Below are 16429 nucleotides of genomic sequence, written 5' to 3'. Positions count from 1 at the left end.
CTCCTTTTTCTGACTTGGGAGCCGAGCCGGAGGTTAAACTTTTTTAATCGAGGAGAAGTGAGCTCTAGGCTTTTGAATGACGGATTCGAAGTTTGAGGGGTTCAGGAAGGGTTACAAGTGGCTCTTTAGGCTACCGGGAACCAGTTTGATGCTCTCCGCAACTGCCGGCATCTTTATGCTTGAGCTCCTCCTTGCCCTAGCGGTCGGCTATGATGTGCGGCTTTTTCTCACAAGCGCTTTTACTACAGGCTTGCCTTACTTGGTATCGGTACTCGCTGACCGGAGTGTGTTAACCCCGAGAAGGGCTCTAGGCTTTTTCCTAGTGTATCTCCTTTTACTGCTGCCACTCATTCTTCTTAAAAAGCCGCCTGTTGCCGCGTCGACGGTCACGGTTCTCTTGTCTTTCCTCGTGTTCATCGCCGTGGCCAGGAGGCGCGCACTCATCCTGTATCTGTCTGTCTACCTAGCGCTCACGTATCTCTTCGCTCCGACTTACGCATACGCCTCCCTAACGGTACTCGTTCTCTATGCTCTGCTGGTGCTCCCGGTTCTTCTCACCATCGATAAAAGGGTGAGGCAGGTTGCCAGTGTTGGGGGGCTTAGATACCTCAGAGGCTTCCTCAGGTACACGCTCTCGGGGGAGAAGGACGAGGTGGAGGAGTGCATTAAAGCCTCCTCTACTAGAAAGACCGTTCCTATTCACGTCTTCATTTTCAGGAGTGGAAGCGAGGTGATAGGCAGGCTCGTTGTATCCGGGGTTCACCCGGGACCTTTGAGAACCCTAGGAAGTAGCACGCTTCCAGAAAAAGTCGTCACGAAGTGCCCTCCGACCCTCTTTCTCAAGGCACCGGCGGGTCATGGGGAGAATTTAGCTGTGAGCAGTGAAGTTGACAGAGTAGCGGAAGAAGTCTGCGGTGCCCTGCCCCTCAAGGAGCTTCCGTCCACTGTCCGTCTCGGCCTGGCTCAAGGGAAGCTTGTTAGTAGCCTAGCAATAAGACTCCCAGGGGTCTCTCTGTGCCTCTTAGACCCGCAGGTCCCCATGGAGGACTTGCCGCCATCCCTCAGAGAAGAGTTCGAGCGAAAGGGGATAGTTCTCGCGGATCTGCACAACATGATCAGTGAAGACTACCTGCAGTTGCCGGAGTCCCCGGACAGTGCACCCGAGCTCTACTTGGAGGTGCTGCGAACTATACAAGAATCGCTGGAGGCAAGCGTGGCCGAAGGGCAACTTAAAGCGGGCTTCGCGTGGATCGGCTTCAGTGACGGCGTCAGTATTGGGAAAGCTGGCATCGCGTGCTTGGCTGTAGAGGTGGGGGGTAAGACTGTCGGAGTTATTAGCTTTGATGGAAATAACATGACGCCCAAACTCAAGGCTAGGCTCCTCCAAGAGGTTGGCAAGCGCGTCGACTACCTTCTCGTGGGGACCACGGATACGCACGTACTAACAGGCGTGTTCCAGGGGGTCGACTACTACCCTGTCGGGACCTTTAACGAGGAGGCTCTCTTGGAGAGAAGCATGAAGTGCTTGGAGGAGGCTAAGAACAGCATGAGGGAATGCAGCGTACTCTACGGAGTCCACCCGGTGAGTTCCTTCTTCATGGATAACACCAAGCTGAAGGGGTTATCGGCGGCTACAAGGCTCAACGTCAGGGATGGTTTAATCTTAGCGGTGATCGCGCTCGCACTGTACCCCTTGCTCCTTTTTCTGACTTGAGAACCGGAGAAATTATCCGCGGATAAATTATCCTTAGGAGAAATTTACCCGTGCCTACCTTACTCCGCACTTTTCGTATGTGTAGCATGCGAAGAGAAATTCCATCACCAGCTTAGCGGCTAAAAGAGAAGTTATCTCATTGCAGTCAACTAGAGGGTTTACTTCGACTACGTCGAAGCCCACGACTTCTTGGGCATGGCTCACTGCAACCCGCAGAGCGGAAGCGACCTCCTGAGGGGCGAGTCCCATGGGTTCAGGTGTGCCTGTTCCTGGTGCGTAAGCTGGGTCCACTGCGTCAATGTCGAGGGAAATGTACACATTCTCCGAGCTCTCCACCAGCTCCCGTAGCTCTCCGGCGTTCCTGACGATTTTAACTCTGCTGCTAGATCTTGTGTAGTCGTACTCCTCCCTCGAGAAAGCGCGCGGAGAGTAGTAGGCAACGGAGACACTACCCGACGTCTCAAGTAACCTCCTCATAACCGTCGCGTGGGAGAACCGCACACCCCAAGGCCACTCGTCCCTGAGATCCATGTGCGCGTCGAAGACCAAAACAAGCAGCTCCTTGGATCTTGCAGCGAGCGTCGATACCACGGGAAAGGTTACAGAGTGGTCTCCCCCGATGACGATGGGCAGCTTCCCGCTATCACGCAGCTCCTCTACAACTTTTGTTGTAAAGTTCTGCATCACAGCGTAGTCCGTCACCACTGGCAGGTCTCCCGCGTCGTGATAGCCGATTTCCTCCACGCTGATTCCCAGCTCGGGTGAGAAGGTCTCGAGCTCCACGGACACCTCGCGCACCTTCCTTGGGGCGAACCTCTGACCTGGGATGCGTGAGGCTGCGCCGTCGAAGGGTATTCCTAGCACGACGATGCCGTCCTCGGGTTTACCTTCGCGGCCGAAGAGAGGCGGTGTCACCGGAGTGAGGTAGAATCTGAGGTTCACGGTCGAATCACTTTTCAGCTACAACGTAGTCTATGCTTCTGATCACTGTGGCATGCTTCTCAAGTGTTCTTTCAATCTCCTTGATATCTATGCCTGTCCCGCTAATGCTGATTTTCAGGGTTTCTGTCTTGACGTCGACCTCTGCCACATTGATTTCAACCCTGCTTACCTTCTCGAGGCTGATCAGGGATCGCGCGATATCCACTACTGTGACGTCACGGGGCTTGAGGGCATCGATCAGCATGCGCGTTATCGACGGCTCTTTGCTCACACCCTTGTTAGAGCAAGGACAGTTTAAAAAACTAGTGTCGGCCCAGGATTATGTCCAGTAGCAGTATCGCAAGCCCTGAGGCTAGCACGGTTAGCGTATACCTCAGCCTCCCCCCGCCGGCGATCTCGGCTAGCCAGACTCCGAGGAAGACCAGCGACGCGAAGGTCATAGCTAGGGCTGCTACGAGTGCCAGCGGAGGTGCGATGACTCCGATGTGTGCGAGTAGGTAGGGCATGAGGGATAAGAGCACTGGCGCCGGGGTGCTCAAAGCGTTCACTGCGCTTACGATGAGCCCAGCTACGTAGACCTGCCGCCTACCGAGTGTTATGAAGAGGTGCTTTTCAAGCTCCCTCAGCTCCATTCTGAGCTCAGCGCTCTCCACGAGGAACGCTCCCATGAAGCCCGAAATAGCGGACGATGTCCCTATTACCAGTCCGCTCAGCACGGTTTCCCAGGGCGGTAGCCCGAGAAGCGTGGAGGTCGTGAGGACGCCCAAGGCCAGGAGAGCGCCATCGTACAGGTTTATCGCAATGTAACGTCTCAAAACCCTTGGCAGCAGGCCGGCGGTTACAGGCGTGTGCACTTTAGAGTATACAAGCTCGTGAAGCCGCCTCAGCAGCTCCATATGGAAAAAAGCGGTGAGATAACTTAATAACCTTGGCGCACTGTGCGTGCATTGTGAGTAAAAAGCCGTATCCTCACAACACGGACATTAAGGAGATCATACTCGAGGTTCTCTCCAAGCACCCACTCGTAAAGCCGGAGGAGTTCGTGGATCGCGTTAAGGAGGCGCTGGAGGAGAAGGGCTTCTTCGTGGGGCTCGTGACAGCTAAGCGCGTTTGGAAGGTTTATGAGGACATGGTCAAGGGGGGAGACATTTACGACTATCTGGGCGTCGTTCAAAGGGGCGGGTCAGGCGATAGGGGCGAAAACGTTTTTTAGTTTTAAACCTTTGAGTGGGGTGGTGGCTCTCCATTGCTAGCAGGCTTAAATTCCCAGGCGTCGACGAGAAGAAGAGGGACTTTCTGAAAAGCGTTGAAGCGAAGTGGCAGAGGCGCTGGGCCGAGCTTAGAGTTTTCGAGGCGGATCCCGAACCCGGGAAGCCCAAGTTCTTCGTGACGTTTCCGTATCCCTACATTAACTCGTACCCCCACCTGGGGACAGCATACACAGTACTCAGGGTCGACATCGCAGCCCGCTTCAAGAGGATGAGGGGATACAACGTTCTCTTCGCTCAAGGCTGGCACGCGACAGGTGGGCCTATAGTTGCTGCGGCTCTGAGGGTTAGGGAGGGTGATCCGAAGCAGATAAGCATACTCAAATCCATGGGCATCAGCGAGGAGGATATTCCAAAGTTTAAAGACCCGGAATACTGGGTGTGCTTCTTCTCTAGGGGCTTCAAAGAGGATTTCAGCAGGTACGGGTTGTCGATCGACTGGAGGCGTGAGTTCTTCACAACTTACCTTAACCCCCCTTACAACAAGTTCATACAGTGGCAGTACACGGTTCTCAGGGAGAAGGGGCTCATAACAAAGGGCTCTCACCCTGTTGTCTGGTGCCCCAAGGAGAAGAAGGTAGTGGGAGACCACGACAGGCCCGATGAGTACGCGGGCATAGGGCCAGAAGAGGTTGTCATAATCAAGTTCAGCGGCGAGGACGGCCTAGTGTACCCCTGTATGACGTATAGGCCCGAGACCGTGTGGGGTGCTGTGAACATCTGGGTAAATCCAGATGCCGAGTATATCATAGCCGACGTAGACGGGGAAAAGTGGGTTCTGGGACAGTACGGTGCTGAAGAGCTTCAAGACCAGGGTCACACCGTCCGCGTCGTAGGGCGCGTCAAAGGGGCAGAGCTTGTCGGGCGCTACGCGCTGAATCCTGTCACGGGCTGGAGAGTCCCGGTTTTGCCAGCTGTGTTTGTCGCGCACGACATCGGGACAGGCGTCGTGATGTCCGTACCTGCGCACGCTCCATTCGACTGGGTAGCCCTTGAGGACTTGAAGAGAGACCCGCACCTTCTCGACAAATACGGTTTGGACCCCGCTGTACTGGAGGCGGTGCACCCCGTGGGCCTGATCGAGCTGGAGGGATACGGACCGTATCCTGCGGAAACAGCGGTCAGGAAGCACGGGGCTAGGTATCAAGGTGAGACAGAGAAGCTGGAGGAGGCAACGCGGGAGGTGTACTCGAAGGAGTTCTACAACGGGGTTCTGAAGGCTGAAGTTTACGGCCAGAGATGGGGCGGCAGGAGGGTGTTTGAGGTCAAGGAGGAGGTCATAGACCACTTGGTTGGCTTGGGAGTTGCTGTGAGGCACTTCACCCTCCCAAGGCCTGTTTTCTGCAGGTGCGGATCTCGCACGCACGTGAAGATCGTCGAGGATCAGTGGTTCCTCAGGTACAGCGACAGGGAGTGGAAGATGAAGGCCCACGAATGCATCGACAAGATGGTATTCCTGCCGCCAGAGATAAGGCAGGAGTTTCACAGACTCGTAGACTGGTACGAGGACTGGGCTTGCACGCATGAACGCGAGCTCGGCACACCACTACCGTGGGATGACAAGTGGGTTCTCGAGTCCTTAAGCGACTCGACGATCTACATGGCGTACTACACTATCGCGAAGTACCTTCAGCACCCCGAAGACCACGGCTTGAGATGGGAAAAGCTCGACAACGCGTTTTTCGACTACATCTTCCTGGGGAAGGGGAGCGCCGAAGAAGTCGCGAGCAGGCTCGGGGTCAGCGCCGACCTCGTCAAGAGGATGCGGGAAGAGTTCCTGTACTGGTACCCGGTGGACCTCAGGGTTTCGGGCAAGGACCTGGTACCGAACCACCTCGTGTTCTTCATCATGCACCACGTGGCCATCTTCCCCCCGGAGCACTGGCCGAGGGGGATCGCCGTGAACGGGTGGATCAACGTCGCGGGAGAGAAGATGTCCAAGTCGAAGGGGAACTTCATCCTGCTCAGGGAGGCTCTGGAGTACTGGGGTGCGGATGCCACGCGCCTCACCAACGCCTATGCTGGCAACACAGGCCTCGATGACGGGAACTTCGAGCCGGAGTTCGCCTCCAGGGCGGTTGATCTTCTTTACGAGTGGTACTCTTTCGCCACTGAGAACTACGGCAGGGGCGACGACGAGAGGAAGTTCATAGACGAGTGGTTCGAGAGCGTTCTCAACCGCACGTTGAAGTACGTTGGAGAGGAGTACGAGAAGCTCAACACGAAGAACGTCGTGACGGAGGGCTTCTTCAACCTCCAGAACTCCTTCAAGTGGTACTTGAGGCGCAGGGGGGCTCCAAACAGGGAGCTTCTCAAGCGCTTCATCGAGGTTCAAACCCTTATACTCGCTCCCATAACTCCTCACGTCGCTGAAGAGATATGGGAGAAGATCGGGAAGAGCACGCTCATAGTGAAGGAGCGCTGGCCGGAACCGGAGCTCGACAAGATAAACGAAGAGATCGAGAAGGCGGAGAAGATAGTTCAGAGAGTGCTTGAGGACATACAGGAGCTCCTCAGAGTGGTGAAAAGCGAGAACGTGCGCGAAGTGGCACTGGTCCTCCCAGCGCGGTGGAAGTACGACTTTCTCACTCAGGTAAAGCAGGGTGTCGGTGTCTACGGAAAAGTTCAGCTCGCGATACGCGAGGCCCTGAAGAACCTTCCTCAGGATACCAGGAGAGAGGCGTCTAAGCTTGTGGAGGTTATCGCCAAGAACGCCGAGGTCCTGGACCTCCTGGTTAGTCCGGCGATTGAGGAGAGGGCCTTAAGAGACGCGGTGACTTTCTTCGAGCAGATGACGGGCCTTAAAGTAAGGGTCTTGAGCGAGGAGGAGGCTGAAGGCATGGCTAAGGCGCACCTCGCCCTTCCAGCCAGGCCAGCGATCATCCTCCTTTAAGTCCATTAGGTTTTTATCGACATTGAAGGTAGTATTAGGAGGGCGAATGACTTAAGCGTTGACAACCGATGAGTGATGACAAGGAGGTGACACGACGCCCCCGAAAATGGGCCCGTGGCGCAGTTAGGAAGCGCGGCGGCCTTCGGAGCCGTAGGTCCCGGGTTCGAGTCCCGGCGGGCCCGCCAGTCGAGGCGAATGAGGTCGTGACTTTCAAGTGAATGTTAGGGCCGGTTAGCTACTACGGTTATGCGTATATGCATAAAATTTGTGAGTCACGAGAGTATGATTGTTAGCGCCCCTCAAATGTATGTGGAGTGGGGCCGCCGGGATTTGAACCCGGGACCACCTGGGTTCCCGCCTAGAGATCCCGAATCCTGCGGCACGCGTGCCGTGCCAGGCATCCTACCAGGCTGGACTACGGCCCCTGATGGGAGTAGTACAAGTGCCTGGTTTTAAAGCGTTTCTATGAGCAGCTTGCTTGCCTGTGGGCTTGAAAAAACGTTTATATTGTGTCGAGTAGTCGGAGATGAGGTTGGGGTATGCCTACGTGGCGATATAGTGTCGAGTTGGACCCTTCAAGGACGGCGAAAGCCTCGCTCAGGGATGTAAGCATGTCTTACAAGGCCACCGTCGAGACTCTGAGGCTGATCAGGGGCAAGAAGCTCAGTGAGGCTAAGAAGATATTGGAAGAGATAGCTTCAATGAAAAGGCCTGTGCCCTTCAGAAAGTTCAACGGGAAGGTTGGGCACAAGAGGGGGATTGGTGGCCCCGGAAGGTACCCGGTGAAAGTTGCTAAGAAGCTTTTGGCCCTGCTGGATAACCTGGAGAACAACGCGGAGTTTAAGGGTCTAGACGTGGAGAATCTATGGATAGTTCATGCAGCCGCGCATCAGAGCTTCAAGATCAGGAATTACCTTCCAAGGGCCTTTGGAAGGGCGACGCCATACTACGACCAGCTAGTTCACGTTGAAGTGATTGGCGAGGAGCGGACTTAAAGGTGGTCAAATGTCGTCCACAGCGCATAAGGCTGTGAAGCAAGGCCTCCAGTACATGATGCTTCACGAGTACATCCAGAGGCAGTTCGCGAAGGCAAACTACGTGCACACTCAGTTCTTCAAGACGCCGATAGGCACGAAAGTTATCATCTACGCGGGAGTACCCGGGATGGTCATAGGTAGGCGAGGTGCCAACATTAAGGCTTTGGCTGAGGTGTTGGAGAAGGAGTTTGGTCTCGAAAACCCCCAGATCGACGTCGTGGAGGTGCCTAACCAGGACCTCAACGCCAAGATAATGGCCTACAGGATTGCTAGAGCCCTGGTTAGGGGTGTGAAGTTCCGGAGGGCTGCGATGGTCGCCCTCAACAGGATTATGGCTGCGGGCGCGCGGGGCGCTGAAGTCGTTATAAGCGGTAAGCTGACAAGCCAGAGGCACAGAACGGAGCGCTTCACGAGAGGGTATCTACCTAAGTCAGGTGAACCAGGGGAGGAGCTGGTCGATGAAGCCTGCGTGCACGTGCTCCTGAAGCTCGGGATGTATGGTGTGAAGGTACGCATCATGAGGCCTGAAAGAATGCCCGACAGCATCGAGCTAAAAGCTCCTCAGGCAGCGGTGGAAGAGGTCCGTAAAGGTTAAAATGGTGATACGTGAGGGTGGTTTTATGCCTAAGGGGCTAATGAGCATTGACGAAATAAGGGGCATGAGCCCGGAAGACCGGAGGAAAAAGCTCGCTGAGCTGAGGGCAGAGCTCGCACGGCTGAAGGCTCAAGCGATGAGAGGGTCTCTGGAGAAACCAGCTCTTATAAGGAAGACGAAGAGAACCATCGCGATGATCCTCACCGTTGAAAGGGAAGAGGCTCGAAAGAAGCAGTAGGTAGTATCTTCTGTTCAGCAGCTTATAGGAGCTCTTTCAGCGATGGAAGTTCTCGGAGTGGTTGCGTGTCCGGTCAAGGATGGGGTGGATGAGACAGGCTAGCGTCGATAACTTTAAAGATGAATTATTGGAAGCATGGCAGAAAACATGAGGATAACCCCGAGGAATATTTTGCGCCATGAATTGATAGGACTGCAAGCAGAGGTTGTAGAGGCTAGTAATCCAAGCCTTATTGGGATAAAGGGGTTGGTGCTCGACGAAACTAGAAATACGCTGGTTATAGGTGAGCCTGGGGGTGAGAAGAGAACTGTCCTGAAGTTTCAGGCAGTCTTCCGCTTTACATTGCCTGATGGTACTAAGGTTCCGGTGGACGGTAGGTTTCTTATGGGAAGACCTGAAGAGAGGATGAAGAAGGTTTACCGCGCATGGTAGGGTCTCGCACCGCAAAAATTTAAAAACCGGTTGCATAGAGTGAGAGAGGTGTGTGTTGGGCATGGCTAAGAGGCATGTAGGTATTCCGGGGCTAAACCCTCCCGAGAAGAAGTGCGATGACCCCCTCTGCCCTTGGCATGGCACCCTTTCGGTCAGAGGACAACTGCTTAGGGTCAGAGTTGAGGACTTGAAAATGAACAGGGCAGCTGTCGTTGTACACGAGTACCTTCACTACAACCCGAAGTACAAGAGGTACGAGCGCCGCAGGACGAAAAAGCACGTCCGAGTGCCTCCCTGCATAGACGTTAAACCTGGAGATGAAGTGATAATAGGTGAAACGCGGCCGCTTGCGAAGTCTATATCATTTGTGGTGCTCGGTAAGGCCTGAGGTGGTATGAGTGGCGAAGAGAGGTCCTAAGACGGTTGGAGTGTCCTATAGGCTCGGCCTCACCCCAGGCGTTTTCATGGAGAGCCTCGTAAAGGTTGCGGATAACTCCGGTGCAACGCTTGCAAAGGTCATAGGTGTTCCTCACTATAAGGCTGTGTGGAGGAGGATTCCGGGAGCAGCTGTAGGCGATGTCGTTGCGGTTTCAATTCGTGCCGGTAAGCCTGAGCTCAGAAAGCAGGTCATGAGAGCTATAGTTATCAGGCAGAGGAGGCCCTACAGAAGAGCAGACGGAACGTGGATAGCATTCGAGGATAACGCTGTCGTGATCATAACGCCCGAGGGGGAGCCGAAAGGGACTGAGATAAGGGGGCCTCTGGCTAAGGAGGCAGCTGAGAGGTGGCCTAAGCTACCTCCAATGGCCTCAATAATAATTTAGGCGTGAAACACTCTTGGGCGCTCGCCTGAGGGCGGAAGTCGTTCTCGCTTTTCTTGCGCGTTACCTTTCACAGCATGGTTTAGTGAAAATCTCGGATATCTCTGAGGGGGCTGGAGTCGATCGCGAGTTCGTCGAAGAGATTCTCAGGAATCTGCGCGTGAACGTTGAGGACGGGGTTATCAGGGAGCCGCTTGAAGCCTTTCTGATTAAAGCCTGGCGGGCAGGCTACGACGTGGTTTCGCTGGCCCTGAACTCGGGTTGGAGTGATTTAGAAGCGCTCGTATCTTACGTGCTTCGCGAAGCGGGCTACAGTACGTACAGGACAGTCAGGTTTAAGTTCAGGGGTCGGAGGTTCGAAGTCGACGTGCTTGCATTTAAAAAGGGACTGTCGCTCTGCGTCGACTGCAAGCGGTGGAAGCGCCTGCGTGAAGGCATGCTACGGAGAGCCGCGGACGCCCAGCACGAGAGGTGCAGCGTTTTGTCCAAAGCGCTGGAAGCAGGCATCTTAGCCTACGACATACAACCGGGAGAGTACAGAATGATACCGGTGGTGGTTTCGCTCTACGAGCCTGAAGTGCCCGTTTACTCGAACTCGGTAATAACAAGTCTGAGAGGGTTAGCTGACCTCGCCTCAGAAGATACTATATATGCGCTTATGACAGCTGGGGTTCAGCCAATAAGCTTCACGGTGCAAAGGCGAATCCGGCTCCTTTAAAGACAAGAGAAAAAAATTAATACCCTAAGGACTCTTAAGGCACGGCGGGGGCCGGTAGCTCAGCTAGGTAGAGCGGCGGTCGGACTTAAACGCCGGGTCGAAGCTCTTAACCCGTAGGTCCCGGGTTCGAATCCCGGCCGGCCCGCTTTATAAAACAAGCTGTTTTCACACCCTATCCCTTGGGTCAGCCCTGGATCGCAAAAATCCCTGCCCTGCGTTGCTTGCCGTGATCCCTTATGGGACCCGCCGGGGCGCGGCTGCTCGAAGATCCTGGCGGTGCGCCGCCCATGTAGAGCAACTCCGAGGCCGGTAAAGGATGACAGCGACTTTAATGGAGGCCGGTGGGGCAGAAAAGAGGTGCTCTCGCTGGAAGCCTACTAGGTATGAACGACTGGAGTCGATGAAGATAAATATCCAGCATACCATTTGCGTGAAGATGTCATACGGGGACTACAGCGTTACCCCATGGGAGGCTAAAGGTAAGATAGATTACGATAAGCTTGTGGAGGAGTTCGGTGTTGAGAAGATAAGCGAGCCTCTCCTAGAGCAGATAAGAAAGATCACCGGGGATCTTCACCCTCTGCTTCGCAGAAGGTTCTTCTTCGCGCACCGCGACCTCGGACTAGTACTCGAGGATTACTTGAGCGGGAGGGGGTTCTTCCTCTACACTGGCCGAGCTCCGAGTAAGGCACCTATGCACATAGCGCACATCGTCCCCTTTATCATGACGAGATGGCTTCAGGAGAAGTTCAACGTGAACGTATATATCGAGATACCCGACGAGGAGAAGTTCCTCGCCAAGAAAGTGGAATCGCTAGAGGAGGTGGAGCCTTACGTGAAGCAGGACATCCTGAACATCGCAGCTCTAGGCTTCGACGAGAACAAGACCTTCATATTCAGAGACTCCGAGTACATAGGCAGAATGTATAAGCCTGCAGTCCTGGTGGCACGCCACATAAACTTTTCAACGGCTCGTGCGGTCTTCGGCTTCGACGGAGAGACAAGCATAGGGCTGATTTTCTACCCAGCTCTTCAAATAGTACCAACGCTCTTTGAGAAGAAGCGCCCCCTGATACCCTGTGGCATCGACCAGGACCCCTACTTCAGGCTCCAGCGCGACATCGCGCCGCGGTTAAATAGGTTTAAAACCTCCGAGATCCTGGCTAAGCTCGCGTGGGGGCTCACGGGACCCGAGAGCAAGATGTCCGCGTCTGAACCGGAAACCGCTATAATGCTGAATGACTCTCCAGAAGCTGTAAAGAGGAAGATCATGAATGCTTTCACCGGCGGGCGCGCCACCGTAGAGGAGCAACGGAAGCTCGGTGGCGCGCCCGAGGTCTGCACGGTTTTTCACTGGTACACTCTACTCTTTGAAGAGGATGATAAGAAGCTAGAAGAAAGGTACTGGGCGTGCAAAACCGGCAAGCTTCTGTGCGGTGAGTGTAAGGCCGAGCTGGTAAAGAGGATAAACAACTTTCTTTCACTGCACAGCAAACGGGTGGCTGACGCTGAGAGGAAGGTATCTAAATTCATGTATGATGGCAAACTCGCCAGCGAGATGTGGAACTGGGAATTCAAGACTTAGCTTTCCCCAAAGGCGCATCTCCCTTACCTTGCAACAGGGAGTTTCCGCGAATTACCTATTGTGTCCATCGCCAGTTTAATTGTGAGAAAGTGCCCCGGCCGGGATTTGAACCCGGGATCCTCGGCTTTCTCCGGGTATTGTGCCTCGAAAGGCCGATATCCTTTCGGCCCTCGCGCAGGTTGACCGGGCTAGACGACCGGGGCTTCGCTTTTCTTGAAATGCCGAGAGTTGATAAATCTTCCGTCGGTCTTCGGCAGGTGAGAAAGCGTAAGTTTAAGCTAGGCTAACTAGGAGTTTTTCAAAGTGGCGCCGGGGCCGGGATTCGAACCCGGGCACCCCAGAGGGGTAATGGCTTTCTGAGGACTCCAGGCCATCGCCTTGGTCCGCTCGGCCACCCCGGCTTCTGGTTTGAAAAAGCGGTGACAGATATAAAGACATCGCCGAGAGATGCGTTTAACTTCTGACAAGATTTTAGTGGTTAGCCATTACTTCCGCGGAGTGCAATATGGTCGGTAACCCCAAGCATTTTTTTATCTGAAGAGGCTCTGTGGCGAAGGGGGAGGCTATGAAAAACATTGTTCTTTTCATAGGTCCGGCGGGTAGCGGAAAGACGACACTGACGGCCTCGCTTGGACGTTGGCTCTGGAGCAAGATGCTCACGCCTACAGCGTACATCAACCTAGATCCAGGAGCAGAGTCCCTTCCCTATAAGCCTGACATAGACATACGACAGTACGTGACCACGGAGAAGGTAATGAGGGAGTATGGTCTCGGACCCAACGGTGCACTGATAAAGAGCATTGAGATAGCCTGTAGCTATCTCCGCGAAATTGCTGAAAGAACCTCAAAGCTCCCAGCTCCGTACATACTTGTCGACACGCCAGGGCAAATGGAGCTCTTCCTTTTCAGGGAGTTTGGACCGAGGTTTATCAGAGAATTCAAGCAGGTGGGTTACATCATAGGAGTTGTCATATTGGATCCCACACTCACGAGGAAAGCTCAAGACGTCACCTCTCTCAAGCTTCTCTCACTCATCGCGAGCCTGAGGTTGGGCGTGGACGTTATCCCGGTTATCAACAAGGCTGACCTCGTTGAAGGGGACTTTAGGTTATTTAAGGACAACGAGTACCTACGATTGAAAGTCAGAGAAACGGGTGAAGGAATAATCGGCGAAATATCCGAGAGAATACTGGAACTGCTTGATGACTACAAGCTCGCCACGAGAATACCTCTCCTCTCAGCAACCACTGGCGTTGGACTGGAAGAGCTTTACGACATGCTTCACGAAATCTTCTGCGCGTGCGGTGACCTGACCTAGATCGACAGGAGGGTTTTCAGTATGGGATCCGACGCCAGCCCCTCCTCCACGTTCTTCATCGGGACGCCGATTGATACTACCTTTGTCCTGCCATAGCGACCCAGACTGATTACCCTGGCGTTGATGATTCCCACGACGTCAAGCTCGTTGATGACGTCGCTTATCCTTCGCGACGTAACAGGTTCCATGCCGATTTTTGATACAAGCTCCTTGTACTTATCATACACGAGACCAGTCGTTATGAGCTTTGTCCCGCCGTCTTTTGAGAGGAGGTAAATCGCTGCAAGCACGAGCTTTACGTGAAGAGGCATCGTTTTTATGATATCTACTGCTAGGTTCTTCTCGATCTCGTTTCTCGCCTTGTCTACATGAACCTCCGTGATCTTGTCCGCGCCCTCCCTCTCAGCTATATCGGCGGCTTTCAGGAGGATGTCCAAAGCCAACCTACAGTCCCCATTCTGTCTTGCTGCTATAGCAGCTACCTTCTTTAGTATTTCATCGTCGACAACACCGTCCTTCAGAGCCTCTCGAGCTCTGCGCCGCAAGATGTCCTCGAGCTGCACTGCGTTGTAGGGTGGAAATACAAGCTCCTCCTCGCCGAGGCTACTTTTGACGCGCGCGTCGAGAAACTCGGTGAACTTTAAGTCGTTCGTTATGCCTATGACGCTTACCTTAGAGTTTACGAGCTCCTCGTTTATACGGGTCAAGAAGTAGAGTACATCATCGCCGTTCCTTTTTACAAGGTTATCAACCTCGTCCAGGACAACCACGTATATGCCACGGCGGCGTTCGAGCCCCTGCACCAGTCTCTTCATGACTTCTCCGAGTGCAAGACCCGTAAAGGGAACTTTTACTCCCAAGTGCTTCGCTAGCTCGGCTAAGACGCGGTAGCTCGTGTTATTCTGGCGACAGTTTATGTAGACGAAGTCTACCTTGTTTTGGGCTTTTTCCTTTATCTTCCTGAGAACATACTTAGTAACTGCGGTCTTCCCCGTACCTGTAAGCCCGTAGATAAAGATGTTTGAGGGACGCGAGCCGGTGAGTGCCGGAGCCAGAATTTTGGCTAAAGTTACTATCTGATCATCCCTGTGCGGCAGCTCTTCGGGAACGTAGTCCGGGAGCAGCTTCTCTCTATCTTTGAATATCCTCGACTCCAGGTACTGATGGAAGATCTCCTCGATAGACATAATCCACCCAACTCTGCTCTATCCACTACTAATTTGCAAAATGCACATTTTCCGGCAAACGTTTAAAATCGATACAGTTGGAATACGATGGTAATAGAAAACCATCCACCGGAACCTCTGGTTGAGAGTCAGGCGATGTCTTTATATCTTGTCACCGCTTTTTCAAACCAGAAGCCGGGGTGGCCGAGCGGACCAAGGCGGTGGACTCGAGATCTCGGCGTGAAATCCACTGCCCCTCTGGGGTGCCCGGGTTCGAATCCCGGCCCCGGCGCTCCACGTAACATCCTTATGTAGCTCCGAAGATCCTGAGTTTATCCGCTCTAGGAAAGTAGGGTAAGGTGAACGCAAAAAGGTTTTAAAGCCTGATGAGCAGAGAAATGCAGGCATGAAGTATGGAGGGAGCGGTTGATCTGCTAGCAGAGAGCGTTGGAAAAAGCGTACTCGTGAAGCTTAAAGGCGGACGCGAGATAAGGGGTATTCTCAAGGGCTACGACCATCACCTCAACCTAGTTTTGGAAAACGCTGAAGAGATTAGAAGCAACAGGACGAGGCAGTACGGCATAATCGTTGTAAGAGGCGATAATGTAGTTCTCATTAGCCCTGCGCCTGCGTAGAGGTGAGCTCTAGTGGTCAAAGGAACTACATCGTTTGGTAAGAAGGGGCGCGGAAAGACACACATCAGATGTCGGAGGTGCGGACACCACAGCTTTAACGTAGCTAAAGGTTACTGTGCACACTGTGGGTTCGGCCGATCGAAGAGAATCCGAAACTACAGCTGGAAGAACAAAAAACCGATTACGAGGCTACGCTTGCCCGCGAAATAGCAGTTTCACCTTGTAGAGTGTTATAGCGACGAGCGCTGTTGTCCCGACGTCTTCCTCTACATCCTTAGGGCTCACGTTCTCGCCCATCTTTAGCTCGCGGAGAGAGAGTCCCGGCTCACTGCCCCCGAAGACTAGCAGCACTTTATCGCTCTCCCCAGTCTCCTTTAAGACCTGAGCAAGAACATCTTCTAAGTTACTGCCCCCGTACTTAGAAGGCATCACGAGGAGCACTTTTCTGGGTTCTAAGAGTTCGATGGCTTCAGCCAGATCCGCTAAAACCATGAAGCTTCGTCCGAGTTTGTACGCTACTTTTTGGGCCTCCGGAACTCCCACCTGAGCCGCAGCGCCCACGGCCTTCGTCACGACGAAGTAGTTGAAACCTAGCCCGTAGACTGTCCGCGCAACCTCAGCAAGGCGCTGAGAGCTCGAGGTGTTATGGAGCACGGGTATTATAATAGGCGTTCGCGATCACCGAGTCTGTGTACTCCATCCTAAATTTAAGGCTCTTGTTGCTCTGCACATAGCTGAGTGAAACGATGCTTAATTGCTTAATTTATCCACAAAGTACTAGCCAAAGCGCACTCCTACATTGTGAAAAGCGCAGGAGTGAAGAGGGTTGAGCAAACTCTTAATAGTCCCCTTCTCTACTGTATAACTGGCCCGGCGGGAGCCCCGGGGGGCTAGCCCTCCCCTGTGACCGCAAACGGGCTCACGGCGGGGGGCGTTAACCTCCGAGGGCGCCTGAAAGCCCCTCGCGCCCGGGCCGCGCACCTACGGGTGCGCTCCGGGTCCGCGGGACACCCCGCTCCGTGCTAATCCCCTCGTAGGAGGGGTGAAGCACGGGAAGGCCGAAGCGG

The 16429-nt window shown here is 54.0% G+C and carries 19 protein-coding genes and 6 tRNA genes; 17 read left to right on the top strand and 8 right to left on the bottom strand.

Annotation, left to right across the window (positions count from 1 at the left end; all coding sequences use genetic code 11):
- Positions 1-76 precede the first annotated feature (76 nt).
- Positions 77-1714, top strand: coding sequence for a DUF2070 family protein (locus tag MOV14_RS05415; protein WP_318536323.1), 1638 nt, complete (start codon positions 77-79; stop codon positions 1712-1714).
- Positions 1715-1768: 54 nt separating this feature from the next.
- Here the strand turns inward: MOV14_RS05415 and speB are convergent, their stop codons facing one another.
- The 3 genes from speB to MOV14_RS05400 are packed head-to-tail and all read right to left on the bottom strand — an operon-like array spanning position 1769 to position 3552.
- Positions 1769-2656 (bottom strand): agmatinase, encoded by an 888-nt coding sequence (gene speB / locus MOV14_RS05410; protein ID WP_318536322.1) that lies wholly within the window; start codon positions 2654-2656, stop codon positions 1769-1771.
- A 7-nt stretch (positions 2657-2663) separates the two neighbouring features.
- On the bottom strand, positions 2664-2927 hold the full coding sequence (locus tag MOV14_RS05405; protein ID WP_318536321.1) for a DUF211 domain-containing protein: 264 nt from the start codon (positions 2925-2927) through the stop codon (positions 2664-2666).
- A gap of 31 nt (positions 2928-2958) precedes the next feature.
- Positions 2959-3552 (bottom strand): hypothetical protein, encoded by a 594-nt coding sequence (locus MOV14_RS05400; RefSeq protein WP_318536320.1) that lies wholly within the window; start codon positions 3550-3552, stop codon positions 2959-2961.
- A gap of 53 nt (positions 3553-3605) precedes the next feature.
- Here MOV14_RS05400 and MOV14_RS05395 point away from each other — a divergent pair, with 53 nt between their 5' ends.
- The 3 genes from MOV14_RS05395 (at position 3606) to MOV14_RS05385 (ending at position 7002) form a co-directional block, all read left to right on the top strand.
- A complete protein-coding gene (locus tag MOV14_RS05395; RefSeq protein ID WP_318536319.1) occupies positions 3606-3869 on the top strand; it encodes a hypothetical protein in 264 nt (87 codons plus the stop codon).
- Positions 3870-3883: 14 nt separating this feature from the next.
- On the top strand, positions 3884-6817 hold the full coding sequence (gene leuS, locus MOV14_RS05390) for a leucine--tRNA ligase (protein ID WP_318536318.1): 2934 nt from the start codon (positions 3884-3886) through the stop codon (positions 6815-6817).
- Positions 6818-6925: 108 nt separating this feature from the next.
- Positions 6926-7002 (top strand) — tRNA-Arg (locus MOV14_RS05385).
- 130 nt (positions 7003-7132) lie between these two features.
- Here the strand turns inward: MOV14_RS05385 and MOV14_RS05380 are convergent.
- Positions 7133-7242, bottom strand: a tRNA-Pro gene (locus tag MOV14_RS05380).
- A gap of 114 nt (positions 7243-7356) precedes the next feature.
- On the opposite strand from MOV14_RS05380, the gene MOV14_RS05375 reads away from it, so the two are divergent.
- The 9 genes from MOV14_RS05375 (at position 7357) to MOV14_RS05335 (ending at position 12243) form a co-directional block, all read left to right on the top strand.
- Positions 7357-7812, top strand: coding sequence for a 50S ribosomal protein L22 (locus tag MOV14_RS05375; RefSeq protein ID WP_318536317.1), 456 nt, complete (start codon positions 7357-7359; stop codon positions 7810-7812).
- A gap of 10 nt (positions 7813-7822) precedes the next feature.
- Positions 7823-8449, top strand: a complete 627-nt coding sequence (locus MOV14_RS05370) for a 30S ribosomal protein S3 (protein WP_318536316.1) — start codon at positions 7823-7825, stop codon at positions 8447-8449.
- 25 nt (positions 8450-8474) lie between these two features.
- The gene (rpmC, locus tag MOV14_RS05365; RefSeq protein ID WP_318536315.1) at positions 8475-8687 is read left to right on the top strand and encodes a 50S ribosomal protein L29; all 213 of its coding nucleotides are present in this window, start codon (positions 8475-8477) and stop codon (positions 8685-8687) included.
- A gap of 135 nt (positions 8688-8822) precedes the next feature.
- Positions 8823-9119: a ribonuclease P protein component 1 gene (gene rnp1 / locus MOV14_RS05360; protein WP_318536314.1), complete on the top strand. Its 297-nt coding sequence runs from the start codon at positions 8823-8825 to the stop codon at positions 9117-9119.
- A 61-nt stretch (positions 9120-9180) separates the two neighbouring features.
- Positions 9181-9507, top strand: coding sequence for a 30S ribosomal protein S17 (locus MOV14_RS05355; RefSeq protein WP_318538137.1), 327 nt, complete (start codon positions 9181-9183; stop codon positions 9505-9507).
- Positions 9508-9517: 10 nt separating this feature from the next.
- On the top strand, positions 9518-9943 hold the full coding sequence (rpl14p, locus tag MOV14_RS05350; RefSeq protein WP_318536313.1) for a 50S ribosomal protein L14: 426 nt from the start codon (positions 9518-9520) through the stop codon (positions 9941-9943).
- A gap of 82 nt (positions 9944-10025) precedes the next feature.
- Positions 10026-10658, top strand: coding sequence for a restriction endonuclease (locus MOV14_RS05345; protein ID WP_318536312.1), 633 nt, complete (start codon positions 10026-10028; stop codon positions 10656-10658).
- 48 nt (positions 10659-10706) lie between these two features.
- Positions 10707-10803: transfer RNA gene (locus MOV14_RS05340), tRNA-Lys, on the top strand.
- A gap of 291 nt (positions 10804-11094) precedes the next feature.
- Positions 11095-12243 (top strand): tryptophan--tRNA ligase, encoded by a 1149-nt coding sequence (locus MOV14_RS05335; protein ID WP_318536311.1) that lies wholly within the window; start codon positions 11095-11097, stop codon positions 12241-12243.
- Between the two features lie 90 nt (positions 12244-12333).
- Here MOV14_RS05335 and MOV14_RS05330 read toward each other — a convergent pair.
- Positions 12334-12446: transfer RNA gene (locus MOV14_RS05330), tRNA-Glu, on the bottom strand.
- 101 nt (positions 12447-12547) lie between these two features.
- Positions 12548-12644, bottom strand: a tRNA-Ser gene (locus MOV14_RS05325).
- A 164-nt stretch (positions 12645-12808) separates the two neighbouring features.
- Between MOV14_RS05325 and MOV14_RS05320 the strand changes: the two genes are divergently transcribed.
- Positions 12809-13561 (top strand): ATP/GTP-binding protein, encoded by a 753-nt coding sequence (locus MOV14_RS05320; RefSeq protein WP_318536310.1) that lies wholly within the window; start codon positions 12809-12811, stop codon positions 13559-13561.
- On the opposite strand, the gene MOV14_RS05315 is transcribed toward MOV14_RS05320, so the two are convergent.
- Positions 13558-14748 carry a Cdc6/Cdc18 family protein gene (locus MOV14_RS05315; protein WP_318536309.1) on the bottom strand — a complete coding sequence of 397 codons (1191 nt, stop codon included), beginning with the start codon at positions 14746-14748 and terminating at the stop codon, positions 13558-13560. The two genes, MOV14_RS05320 and MOV14_RS05315, sit on opposite strands and share 4 nt — an antisense overlap.
- A 173-nt stretch (positions 14749-14921) precedes the next feature.
- Here MOV14_RS05315 and MOV14_RS05310 point away from each other — a divergent pair.
- From MOV14_RS05310 to MOV14_RS05300, 3 genes are all read left to right on the top strand, one after another.
- A tRNA-Ser gene (locus MOV14_RS05310) sits at positions 14922-15019 on the top strand.
- Between the two features lie 121 nt (positions 15020-15140).
- Positions 15141-15362 (top strand): LSm family protein, encoded by a 222-nt coding sequence (locus tag MOV14_RS05305; RefSeq protein WP_318536308.1) that lies wholly within the window; start codon positions 15141-15143, stop codon positions 15360-15362.
- Positions 15363-15374: 12 nt separating this feature from the next.
- Complete coding sequence (locus MOV14_RS05300) at positions 15375-15572, top strand: 50S ribosomal protein L37e (protein WP_318536307.1); 198 nt, start codon at positions 15375-15377, stop codon at positions 15570-15572.
- Here the strand turns inward: MOV14_RS05300 and MOV14_RS05295 are convergent.
- Positions 15552-16016 carry a RecB-family nuclease gene (locus tag MOV14_RS05295; RefSeq protein ID WP_318536306.1) on the bottom strand — a complete coding sequence of 155 codons (465 nt, stop codon included), beginning with the start codon at positions 16014-16016 and terminating at the stop codon, positions 15552-15554. The genes MOV14_RS05300 and MOV14_RS05295 overlap by 21 nt on opposite strands.
- Between the last annotated feature and the right edge of the window lie 413 nt (positions 16017-16429).

The organism is Infirmifilum sp. NZ (genome assembly GCF_022693705.1).
Taxonomy (GTDB): domain Archaea; phylum Thermoproteota; class Thermoprotei; order Thermofilales; family Thermofilaceae; genus Thermofilum.
The sequence above is the reverse complement of the archived record's forward strand: the minus strand, read 5'-3'. Positions and strand labels throughout refer to the sequence as shown.